Raw genomic sequence first — 12,109 nt, forward strand, 5'->3', positions numbered from 1 at the left:
TGTACTTTAAATGTTTATTTTCCAAAGAAATACACCATTAAACCGGCGACAATTATATAAAATATGGCATAAGGTAGTGCTTTTTTCATAATATCTCCTTCGTTTCCCTGCTGATTACATGCCGAAGTTGCAATGGCAATACTTTGAGGGGATATGATTTTTCCGCCGGTGGCTCCAACGGTATTTGCGGCCGCGAACCAACTCGGTTCACCTCCAATTTGGTTGGCAACATGGGCTTGAAGTTTACCGAATAATATATTGGAAGAAGTGTCGCTACCAGTCAAAAAGGCACCTAGACAGCCAATTGCCGGCGCAAATAAAGGGTAAAAGGCACCCGTTGCAGTGGCGATGGCGGTTCCCAACACTACAATCATACCAGATAAATCCATTATGGTGGACAGAACAATAAGGCTAGTTACGGTTATATATGTTTTCTTTAATTGAAGAAACGTTTTTCCAAGAACCTCTAATAGCTCTTTTAACTTTGCTCCCTGCAGTAATCCGCCAATTACCGAACCTAAAAACAGCAGGACTCCACCATCTGTTAACCAAAATATCTTTATGGTTTTTTCGGAACCATTAATGGTTAGATGTATTGGAGTTGCAGCTATAGATTGCAGAAAAGTTCTAAAGCTGTTGAATAAGGGACTGGTCCCAATAATGAACAGAAGAATCAAGCCATAGACAGTCCATGCGTTCATAATCTCTTTGGAGCTTTTGCTTTCCAAGGCAGCATTATCGTCCTTTTTGGTAGCTATTTTTGCCCATATAACAATTACAATAATCGAGGCTATGCTTCCCAAAATGGCAGGAGTTTCTATACCAATATAGATAACCGAGAAATATTGTACGGCAATTGATACCGCTCCAACAACCAAACTTAAAGCAATATTTTTGGACAATGATTTTAAACTGGAATCCGTCAGGAATACAATAAGGAATGGAATAATTATCATTAGGGGAGACAATTGTAATACGACTTGACTTCCTAAATGCTGCAAATCAGTATGGCCTATTTCAATAGCGATTGCTTTTACAGGTATTCCAACAGCACCGAAAGCAGTGGGGACACTATTGGACAGTAAACTGACCAATGCGGAGAAGAGTGGTTTGTATCCCAAGCCAATCAGGATAGCTGCAGGTATGGCGACTGCCGTCCCAAAACCGGCCATTCCTTCAAGCAATCCACCAAATCCCCAAGTGAGTAATAAAACCTGAATACTTTTATCGGTGGAAATATTGGAGAACTGAAATTTTAGTACCTCCATTTTTTTGGTATAAACCAACACGTTATAGCTGTAAATGGCCATTATGATGATTAAAATGATGGGAAAAATGGCTTTTAAGGTTCCATATACTATTGAAAGGCCAATGGAAGAAGTCGAAAATTTAAACCCAAATGCTGCCAAAAGAATTGTGACTATTAAAGTGTATAGAGCACTTTTGTCACCAGAAATTTTAAGAAAACCAAGTAAAATTATTAAAAGAAAAACAGGAGTTAAGGCAAAAAAAATAGCTAAATAATCCATAGTCGTAAATTTTTAATAAAAAAGAGTTCTATAAAATTAATAAAAAAATAGCTATATAATTAACTCATTTATAATATTTTACTTAAAAAGTATAAATAAAAAAAAGGCAAAACTATGAGTCTCGCCTTTGAACTATTTACCTAAATTAATTAAGATTTAGTTTTTCAAATCTTTTATCACTTTGAAAGCTACATCCACTTCATTTTCACTAACCATAATCGTAAATTCATTTGAAGTTGAAATTACCTCATTGATAATAATTCCTTCCCAAGCCAAACGTTGGAAAATGAAATAATAAATTCCCGGTACAACAATATTCTCTTTTGGTAATTTCACTGTTATTGAAGCCAAATTATCCAATTTCTGAATCAATTTTTCAGAAGCAAAATGTTTTTCAACCAAGTGATTGACACTGTTACTAACAACAATATTAGTTTCATTTACTCCTTTGGATGAGGTATAAAAAATATCCGGTAACGAATTGATGTCAGTAATCAAATCGGCTTGTTTGTTTAAGACAGTGTCTGAAACTGCATATGTATAATCCGTCAAAGCAGATCGTACGGTGATTTCACCTATGTTTTTTATTACTTTATTTATTTTGTGATTTAGCCTAAAATCTAACTCTTCAGTCAAACGTTTCAAAGCCATCACCACAGCTCCTTGTTTTACTTCTTTTCCAAATTCACTTTCCAATTCAGTCATGATATTTCTTGACAAAGAAGTCAAGTTGATAATCCCGAGTGACAATGCATTCAGTAAAAAAGGCTTTGTTTTGATATAATTTTCAACGATTGAGGAAACTGTTTTCATAATGTATAGTGGTTTGTACGTAGTTAATACTTAGTTTTTGGTTTTAAAATCGGTACAAATATACGTAAAAAACAATTTGTTACAAATATAACAATGTTAAATTTCTTTAAAAATGAAAAAAAGCGTCTATAAGGTGTTCAATTGCAAATGATTTGCCTTCTTTGTGGATCGCGATGATGTCAAAACGCACATTCAAATCCAAATCTCTTTCGATTACGTAAGCATCTACGGCTTTTACCAAGAGTTGAATTTTTTTTGGTTTTACAAAATCTTGTGGCAAGCCAAATTCGAGAGACGAACGCGTTTTTACTTCTACAATGGCAAGTGTGTTATCTGTCTTGGCAATAATATCAATTTCGGCTTTCTGGAAAGTCCAGTTGGTATTCAGAATAGTGTACCCATTTTTTTTAAGGTAATCTACCGCAAGATCTTCTCCTAGTTTTCCCAGTTCATTGTGTTCAGCCATTTTTTTGAAGTTAGGGTTGGATTATTATTTTGGAGCAGAAGCATTAGGCATTTTAGGAAACATCGTCCCGCTATTCGTTACAATCTCCCGAAGAAAAATCGGGAAGATTTTCACTGCACACGAGCGAAGCGAACTGGCGAAGCAATCGGGGCTAAGAGTTAGCATTCTGTCTTTTTTGCCATCATTTTAAAAAAAGTGATAATCGAACACAGTTTATAGTAGTTACTTATTAGGATTGGTAGTAATCTTCAAAAGTCTATTATCTATTTTTTATCTTCAAAAATCACAGTATTGCAATTCTCATTCACATCCATACTCACAATATTACCCATAATCAAGGCTCTGTTGTCGTGAACGTGCCCTGCCGGGAAATTATAGAGTACCGGAATATTATATTTTTTGGTTACATCCTGAACAATTTCATTGGCGTTTTTCCCCCACGGAATGTCATTATCTTTCATCTTGGTCATTCCGCCCACAATAATTCCTTTGATGCTTTCGAGACAGCCATTGCGTTTTAGGTTCATCATCATTCGATCAATGTGGTAAAGATATTCGTCAAGATCTTCTATAAACAAAATTTTATCKTTACAGTCAATTGCAGATTTAGATCCTAATAAACTATATAAAATAGATAAATTTCCGCCCACCAATTCACCGGTAGCTTTTCCGAAACGATTCATCGGGAACGGGTCAATTTTATATGCTAAATGATCGCCAAATAAAGCTGTTCTCAAAGACGAAATCGATTCGGGAGCTGTTCTTTCAACGCTTACAGGCATAGTGCCGTGAATCGATTTATAGCCCATTGTATTAAGATGATTGTGCAAAACCGTAACATCGCTAAATCCCACAATCCATTTTGGGTGCTGTTTGAATTTGGTGAAATCCAATAAATCAATCATACGAACCGTACCATATCCACCACGGGCACACCAAATCGCTTTGATATTTTGATTGTCCATCTGTTTTTGAAAATCGGCGGCACGTTGTTCATCAGTTCCTGCCAATTGATTAAGGTCTAGTCCGATAGTGCTCCCAATTACGACTTCCAATCCCCATGAATGCAATAAGTCTATAGTGGGTTTTAGGTTATTGTCAACGTTTTTTCTTGCGGTTGCCACAATTGCAATGGTATCTCCTTTTTGTAAATAAGGTGGTGTGATCATAGTAGTTTGAGCTTGACTGTTTATAGATTGTAAAACAAAAATAAGCAATAGTATCGGATACAAAACACATTGTTTTTGATTAAAAGAAAATGGATTGGTATACATGCTGAGCTTTTTGAAAAATGAATTGTTATAGAGATTCAGAGTTAAAGCAAAGATATGCATTTCTTAAAGACAACAAATAATTGTAATCAAATTACTATATTTACTAAACTAAAACCTTTTCAAAAAGAGTAATGACGACCAAAAAAACTTGTTTCTATCTGATTTTATTTCTTTTAATTTCAAAAAGCAATGCCCAAACTAAAGCCTTTGTGATACACACAGTGGCTTTTTACAATTTTGAAAATTGCTTTGACACGATTAATGATCCGATTACCAATGACGAGGAATGGACACCGACGGGTACACAACATTGGAACTCCCAAAAATACCATCATAAATTAGAAAATTTAGCATGGGTTTTGTCTGAAATAGGAACTTCCGAAAATCCTAATTCCCCAACATTCATTGGCGGAGCCGAAATTGAAAATCTAGGTGTTCTAGAAGACTTGATTAAACAGCCCAAATTGATTGACAAAGATTACGGAATTATCCATTTTGATTCACCGGATAAAAGGGGAATTGATGTTGCTTTATTGTATCAAAAGAAACAGTTCCAGCCAACGAGTTACATAAATATTCCGTTGTATGTATATAAAGGAGAACAGCCTATTAAAGAAACTCTTAAAGCAGATTCTTCAGAGAATGTAGAAACAGATGATGTTATTCAGGTCAACACCAAGAATTATCGGGTTTATACCAGAGACCAATTACTTGTAACTGGTTTTTTGAATGGTGAAGAAATTCATATTATTGTCAATCACTGGCCGTCACGTTCGGGAGGCGAAAAGAAAACAAGTCCGTTTCGGGAAGCTGCAGGAGCTTTGAATAGAAAAATTATTGATTCTTTGCAGCGCATTAACCCCAATGCAAAAGTTATAACCATGGGAGATTTAAATGATAGCCCTTTTAATAATAGCGTAAAAAAAGCGCTTGGAGCCAGAGGGAAAATACAGGAAGTCAAACCGCTCGGTATTTACAACCCATTCGAAGAAATGGCCAATAAAGGATTAGGAACGATTGCTTTCAGAGATTCTTGGGATATATTTGACCAAGTGATGGTTTCTCAATCGTTCTTGCAAAAGGATTATAATTCCTTTCAATATTGGAAAGCGGGAATTTACAACAAACCATTTTTAATCCAAAAGAGCGGTAAATACAAAGGATATCCATTGCGGCATTCGCTTACTGAAATTGGTTTTAGCGACCACTTCCCAGTTTATGTTTATTTGATAAAAGAAAGAAAGTAAAACCAGTCTTAGCTTATAATTCAAAGCGTTTTCCTTGTTCAGGGTATATGAGTTCTACTCCTAAATTATTTCCTTTTTGCAATTGTTCTTTAATTTTTACAATATTTTGACTTGGTGGTTTCAAATGGGTAATGATAATTTTGAAATTCTTTAAACTTCCTTTACCCGTTAATTCCTCCAGTTTATGAAGTTCTGTAATTAAATGATTGGGAGTCAAATGTCCAAATAATAAATTATCAGGTTGTTCATTTGGGAATGAAACTTCTATAAAAATCCCTTTTAATTGTTTGCTTTTAATTAAAGGAGTGATTGTTTTCCATAATTCACTTAAATCATTGCTCTTTTCAACTGAATCAGGCCCAGTATCACCCAAATATAAAACAGCATCTCTCCCGTTTTGGATTAAAAAAGCAGTGCTTTCAAAAGGATTCACGTGACTTAGCGAAAATGCTTTTACAGTCATTGTTGTATTGGCAATTTTGGTTTCTTCCCCAATGGCAAGGGTTTGAAAATGATATTTTTTCAGTTGAAAACCTGGTCCTGCATCACCAAAATTAGCCCAAGTCTCTCCGTTGAAATAATGCTTTTCCATCATCTCCATGCATTTTTTTGTAGCATAAACCGTTTTGGAAGAATCAGCTGGTGAATTAATTATCAACCCCGAAACATGATCCAAGTGTGCATGGGAAATACAATATCCTTTAATGTACTTTCTTAAAACGGCACTCGTTGAAACGTTGAAGACTTTGTTGGTTATGGCTTTTTCAATTCCCGCATTCAGGGTTCCCGCATCGATACAGATATAATCGTGAGTATTTACTGGAGCAACCAAATAGGCCGAAAGATTTTTTTCGTCGATTCCACCTTTTACGCCCAACGGAACAACATCGAAAGCCGCTTTTTGAGCAAATAATGGAAGGGATATTAAAAAGAAACTAATAAGAGAACGGTGTATAAATGTCATATTCGAACGATATTATTTTAATATTTTGTAAAATTAGTTCTTTTTTTTAAGGAAATCTTTTTTGCTAAAATTATTAAAAATAAGTAAAAACCTAATAATTAAGATTAATCTATGATCCAATAATGGTACTATATTAACTCTAACTTTGTATGAGTTATCGATTGTTTAATTATTGTTTTTTTCTTCTCTAAAAGAGGTGCTTAATTGGCTTTATAAATTTTTTATATGCTCTTTATTATATATTTTCGTGATTAAATAATATCTTTACAAAAAAAATATAACAATTTTTAATAAAAAAGTTACAATGATAACAATTGCAGAACAATTTGGAATGAAAGAGGCATTAGCACAATTAGGTGTAAAAACCATAAATGAAGGAAGTTCGACAGGGATTAATCATTTTTCAAACGGAGCAATCCTAGAAAGTTTTTCGCCAGTAGATGGTAAATTAATTGCTTCTGTAAAAATGAGTACACCAGCAGATTACGAAAAAGTAATGCAAACTGCAACCGAAGCTTTTAAAACATTTCGATTGATGCCAGCACCACAACGTGGAGAAATTGTGCGTCAGTTTGGAGAGAAATTGCGTCAAAATAAAGAAGCTTTAGGTAAATTGGTTTCTTATGAAATGGGTAAATCATTACAAGAAGGATATGGCGAAGTACAAGAGATGATTGACATCTGTGATTTTGCAGTAGGATTATCACGTCAATTGCACGGATTGACAATGCACTCTGAGCGTCCAGGACACAGAATGTATGAGCAATACCATTCATTGGGAATTGTGGGAATCATTTCAGCTTTCAATTTTCCAGTAGCTGTTTGGGCTTGGAATACAGCATTGGCTTGGATTTGTGGTGATGTTTGCGTTTGGAAACCATCAGAGAAAACACCATTGTGCGGAATTGCATGTCAAAATATTATTGCAGAAGTAATCAGAGAAAACAACCTTCCTGAAGGAATTTCATGTTTGATTAACGGAGATTATTCAATAGGTCAGTTAATGACTGCCGATAAGCGTGTGCCTTTAGTTTCGGCTACAGGATCTACTCGTATGGGTAAAATTGTGGCACAAACAGTTGCAGGTCGTTTGGGTAGATCATTATTGGAATTAGGTGGTAACAATGCAATTATTGTAACTCCAGATGCCGACATTAAAATGACAGTTATCGGAGCTGTTTTTGGAGCAGTAGGAACTGCAGGACAAAGATGTACTTCTACTCGTCGTTTGATTATTCACGAAAGTATTTACGATAAAGTGAAAGATGCTGTTGTATCTGCTTACGGACAATTGAGAATTGGAAATCCATTGGACGAGAAAAATCACGTTGGACCATTAATTGACAAACAAGCAGTTGAAATGTATTCAAGTGCCTTGACGAAAGTAGTTGCCGAAGGAGGTAAAATCTTGGTTGAAGGTGGAGTACTTTCTGGAGAAGGTTACGAAAGCGGTTGTTATGTAAAACCAGCTATTGCTGAAGCACAAAATTCATTCGAAATTGTACAACACGAAACTTTTGCTCCGGTTTTATATTTGATAAAATATTCTGGAACTGTTGAAAATGCAATCGATGTTCAAAACGGAGTTGTTCAGGGATTATCATCTGCGATTATGACCAACAATTTGCGTGAAGCAGAACATTTCTTATCTGTTGTAGGATCAGATTGTGGAATTGCAAATGTGAACATTGGAACTTCTGGAGCCGAAATTGGTGGTGCTTTTGGAGGAGAAAAAGAAACTGGTGGAGGTAGAGAATCAGGTTCTGATGCTTGGAAAGTTTACATGCGTCGTCAAACAAATACGATCAATTACACCACAAGTTTGCCTTTGGCACAAGGAATAAAATTTGATTTGTAGATAATTTTAAGGCATAAAAAAGTGGCTTGTTTTGATTAACAAGCCACTTTTTTTTGGTTTTAATCTAAATTAAACGAAGCACCTATGCTAAAAGTAACTTGATTGTTTAAATGATCGAATACTTCTTTATCATTACTGTATTTTGCAATTGGGAAGCCAAGCTCAGTAAAAACACCAAAACCATCCGTAAAAAAATAACGACCACCAAGATGACCGCCAAAATTGTGCAATCCTAAGCTCAAACCTGGATATATATCTAATTGTTCTACTCCAATTACACTGCTTAAATTAGCATTAATTCTAAATTTTGCATCAAAACGATCTTGAAATTCTGGTTTTACGTCAAGGTAAGTGTTTTCGCCATAGATGCCTGAAAAATCATCTACTCCCAATAAATAAGTAGCAACAAATCCATAAGAGAAATTTTCACCAAGTCCAAAATCAGCAGATGCCTGAATCCCAGAACCTCCATCTTGGAAGTTTGCACCAATATTAATTTTAGCATCGCCTTTTCCTTTAAAAGCTTGTTGTGCATTAGTTAAACCAAAAGAAGCCAAGAATAAAAGTGTTATAATTTTTTTCATAAAATAAGTAATAAATTTTCCGCGAATATAATACTTAGATTTTATTTCTTCCCTTTTCAGTAGGATATAAACTAGGTAGCGCTTCGCTTTGCCAAAATTCTTTAGTGTCAACATCTAAGATAGTCAGCGGACCTTTGAAGGCTGCACTTGTGTCAATATTCCAGATATTGGCTTTTTGTACAGGAGTGGTTTTCCCTATGCGCGAGACAGGAGTATGGCCGATATAAATTTCTTTGTATAGTGTAAAACGTTTAGGATAAAGCAAATGGTCTGGTTTTATATTCGGATCCAATGATAATGCGGTTTCCCAAAGGGTTCGATCCCAATAGAACAACTTAGGGAAATACTCAAAATTAACTCCATTCATATTGGTGAAACCTGCATGAATAAACATTCTATTTTGTTCGTCCAAGTAGTAATCTTTTAAAGACTTCAAGAATTTTATATGCTTTTTTTTAGTTTCTCCGTCTACATTTAGGTAAGCCAAAATAGTGGCTTCACCGCCATGTTGGTTCCATTGTTCATTGTCTTTGCTGTCTTCGAGCCATTCTCTCAGTAATTCGTCGTGATTGCCACGAATGCAGATAACATCATGAGTTGTTTTCAGTTGTATCAAAAAATCAATGACTTGTGGAGATTGACTCCAACCATCTACATAATCTCCCAGGAAAATGAGTTTGTCTTTTGGACTTACGTTAGCTCTTTCAAAAATTTGATGCAAAGCTCTCAAACCACCATGTATGTCACCAATAACTAATGTTCTCATTTATTCTCTATTTCTTCTTTTACAAAAATAAGAGAAAAGAAGTGTTGGTTCGACATTTTTTTGAAAGAGATGTTAGAAGTATCTTAATTAAAACAGTTTTAAGTTTTTATTAAGAATAAAACCGTCAAATTGCTATTTATATCCGTTGAATTCCAAGTTGATACAGAATGATGGTATTGTATTTTTAATTACTTTTGAGTTTGAAAAAAATCATTGTTTTTGGTGATTGTATGCTGTAGGGAAATATTATAATTTTACTAAAATTTTTTAAAATGAATGCACTTCTCACTATATTGCTTTTAATGACCAATTTTATTTGTCAAGTTATTATTGATGTGGTTGCTTGGGTAGCAGGTTTGTTTAGCTAATTAAAGCAGATCAAATTACAATAAGAACCTTTCTTATTGTACATCATATTTCATTTTCCTTAAAATCCGTAATGCTTCTTTAAACGAAAGATAGACCTGTGTAAACGGTTTTAATAGCGTTTTGGCATCAATCAATTTTTGTTTGGCATCTTCAAAACCATTGAGATAACAAATCATAAAAGTGGAAGGCAAATGATCCAAATCTTTTCTTTCCCGCTCGGATAATCTGATGTTTTTTTCAAGCTTATTCAAGAGAGCCATATTTGAATTATAAATATGGTACAACATTTTCCTATTGTATTCTGGCGGTTCAAAAAGTATTTTCCTGTCAATTTTATAATATCCATTATCGTGAAAATGGATGGTTTGTTCCTCCAGAGGATAATAACTGGTTCTGTCATTCAAGCCCAAAGGAACGTATTCTATTATCGTAAAACTATCGTCGTCATACGTAATTTCAACTACATCTTGAGCTGAATAGAATAATTTGATTTGTTCGTTAATCAGTTCAATATCGACTCTTGAAAGAAAGGTTTTGTTTCTAGATTTTTTGGCAATTCCTGCCCAGCAAATGACAAACAACTCTTTGAAAACTTTATATTTTGGAGCCATGTCCTTATGACGATAATTCATAAAATCTATCACACCATCGAGAGTGTATTCAATGCTGTTCCTTGAATTATTTTCGATGCCGATAACTGTTTCCGTATTTTGAAAATTTTTCTCGAATTCTCCTTCAATTGGCATCGTATTACTGCCCCGACGAATGAAAACACTATTGGCAGGAATCGTATGTATACCTTTTTTGAAAGAAGATATTTTGCTGTTAGGTTTTATGGTTACAAGTCCAATTACTTTGTCTTTTGGCAAATTAGGGAAAGGCACGTTTTCGTATTGAATTTTGGGAGGATTTTCAAGAAATGCATTTACTAAATTCTGAATCCTGCTGTCATCAAAAAAATCATCTCCCACAATTTGATTGTTCTCATCTTCAACCCCAACAACTATATAAGAATTATTGGTTGGATTTGAATTGGATAAGGCGCAAATGTGTTTCAAAAATTTGGCTTTTCCTTCTCTGGAATGCAAATTTAGCTGTCGTTTTTTATCATAAAAACTGCACTCATCATTGTGAGCCAATAGGTTTTTGATAAGAAGACGCTTGTTTATCATTTTTTCTAAATTTGCAATCTAAAATCGTTATTCAGGACCTGACTTTTATGGACAGGTTAAGCAATCTTCAATAGTCTAATTTACATCCTTTCCAGTACTCGCTGTCCAAAGTGAGAACCAATCCTGTAGTTCCATTTCAATAGTGGTCGCCAGCATTAAACGGGCAAGTCTGTTTTTGTCGGAAGTACCACAAACCGGTAAAATTCCAGCAGGATGTTTCAGTATCCAAGCCAATAAAATAATATCGTCGGAGACATCATATTTGGACGCCAATTCATTTGCAACTTTTTGAATGCGTTGTGATTGCTCGTTATCTTTTCTAAAAACAGTTCCAAGAGGTGACCAGCACATGGGAGTGATTCGGTTGGTTTGCATATGATCCAAACTTCCATTAATCATTGGTTCCAAATGGGTAATGGAAAACTCAATTTGATTGTAGTTTATTTTGGTTTTTGTCTCAATCAAATCGCTTTGGCTTGGTGTAAAATTTGAAACGCCAAAATCCAAAATCTTTCCTTCAATTTTTAACGTTTCAACTGCTTCTGCAATTTCATCGACTTGCATTAATGGACTTGGTCGATGTAACAGTAAAAGATCCAAATAATCAGTTTGCAAATTTTTTAAAGACTGCTCGGCCGAGGCTATAATGTAATCTTTAGAATAAGCATAATGTTTGATGGTATTGTTTCTTTTTTCAGACATCATTTGTATGCCGCATTTAGAAATCAACTGAATGTTTTTACGGTCAATTTGGCTTTCGCCAAAAGCTTTTCCAAAGTCTTCTTCTGTAGTATAACTTCCATAAATATCGGCATGATCGAAGGTGGAAATACCACTTTCGAGACATGAATTCATTAGTTCTATCATTTGTGAAGTAGAGCAGTTTTTGCCCCAAACACCCCAAGTCATCGTACCTGCAATTATCTTTGAAAATGGAATTTTACTCATGGTTTTATTTTGTTATTCCCCCGGGTGATTTTGGGGGTAAATCTATGATTTTGATGTTTATTTTTTTTAGTTCTTAAAAATAGGTAAATACTATCATAATTCGTCCTTAAAATTAGGGG

Annotated in this window: 11 protein-coding genes; 2 read left to right on the forward strand and 9 right to left on the reverse strand. The window is 34.7% G+C overall.

Annotated elements, in window-relative coordinates:
* Positions 1–14 precede the first annotated feature (14 nt).
* The 4 genes from AC1DY0_RS02385 to AC1DY0_RS02400 form a co-directional block, all read right to left on the reverse strand.
* Positions 15–1,529 (reverse strand): L-lactate permease, encoded by a 1,515-nt coding sequence (locus tag AC1DY0_RS02385; RefSeq protein ID WP_477187084.1) that lies wholly within the window; start codon positions 1,527–1,529, stop codon positions 15–17.
* Positions 1,530–1,685: 156 nt separating this feature from the next.
* Positions 1,686–2,342 carry an aspartate kinase gene (locus tag AC1DY0_RS02390; protein ID WP_116796690.1) on the reverse strand — a complete coding sequence of 219 codons (657 nt, stop codon included), beginning with the start codon at positions 2,340–2,342 and terminating at the stop codon, positions 1,686–1,688.
* A 106-nt stretch (positions 2,343–2,448) separates the two neighbouring features.
* Positions 2,449–2,808, reverse strand: a complete 360-nt coding sequence (locus AC1DY0_RS02395; protein ID WP_477187085.1) for a YraN family protein — start codon at positions 2,806–2,808, stop codon at positions 2,449–2,451.
* Between the two features lie 263 nt (positions 2,809–3,071).
* Positions 3,072–4,082: a S66 peptidase family protein gene (locus tag AC1DY0_RS02400; protein WP_477187086.1), complete on the reverse strand. Its 1,011-nt coding sequence runs from the start codon at positions 4,080–4,082 to the stop codon at positions 3,072–3,074.
* A gap of 131 nt (positions 4,083–4,213) precedes the next feature.
* Here AC1DY0_RS02400 and AC1DY0_RS02405 point away from each other — a divergent pair, with 131 nt between their 5' ends.
* On the forward strand, positions 4,214–5,329 hold the full coding sequence (locus AC1DY0_RS02405) for an endonuclease/exonuclease/phosphatase family protein (RefSeq protein WP_477187087.1): 1,116 nt from the start codon (positions 4,214–4,216) through the stop codon (positions 5,327–5,329).
* A gap of 13 nt (positions 5,330–5,342) precedes the next feature.
* Here AC1DY0_RS02405 and AC1DY0_RS02410 read toward each other — a convergent pair whose 3' ends face one another.
* Positions 5,343–6,293 carry an MBL fold metallo-hydrolase gene (locus AC1DY0_RS02410; RefSeq protein ID WP_477187088.1) on the reverse strand — a complete coding sequence of 317 codons (951 nt, stop codon included), beginning with the start codon at positions 6,291–6,293 and terminating at the stop codon, positions 5,343–5,345.
* Positions 6,294–6,597: 304 nt separating this feature from the next.
* Here AC1DY0_RS02410 and amaB point away from each other — a divergent pair, with 304 nt between their 5' ends.
* Complete coding sequence (gene amaB, locus AC1DY0_RS02415; protein ID WP_477187089.1) at positions 6,598–8,151, forward strand: L-piperidine-6-carboxylate dehydrogenase; 1,554 nt, start codon at positions 6,598–6,600, stop codon at positions 8,149–8,151.
* A 59-nt stretch (positions 8,152–8,210) separates the two neighbouring features.
* On the opposite strand, the gene AC1DY0_RS02420 is transcribed toward amaB, so the two are convergent.
* From AC1DY0_RS02420 to AC1DY0_RS02435, 4 genes are all read right to left on the reverse strand, one after another.
* On the reverse strand, positions 8,211–8,735 hold the full coding sequence (locus tag AC1DY0_RS02420) for a DUF6646 family protein (RefSeq protein ID WP_477187090.1): 525 nt from the start codon (positions 8,733–8,735) through the stop codon (positions 8,211–8,213).
* A 34-nt stretch (positions 8,736–8,769) separates the two neighbouring features.
* A complete protein-coding gene (locus tag AC1DY0_RS02425) occupies positions 8,770–9,501 on the reverse strand; it encodes a metallophosphoesterase family protein (protein WP_477187091.1) in 732 nt (243 codons plus the stop codon).
* 401 nt (positions 9,502–9,902) lie between these two features.
* Positions 9,903–11,042: a DUF5929 domain-containing protein gene (locus AC1DY0_RS02430; protein WP_477187092.1), complete on the reverse strand. Its 1,140-nt coding sequence runs from the start codon at positions 11,040–11,042 to the stop codon at positions 9,903–9,905.
* Between the two features lie 75 nt (positions 11,043–11,117).
* Positions 11,118–11,990: an aldo/keto reductase gene (locus AC1DY0_RS02435; RefSeq protein ID WP_477187093.1), complete on the reverse strand. Its 873-nt coding sequence runs from the start codon at positions 11,988–11,990 to the stop codon at positions 11,118–11,120.
* Positions 11,991–12,109 lie beyond the last annotated feature (119 nt).

This window comes from Flavobacterium sp. P1_E4 (assembly GCF_056405915.1).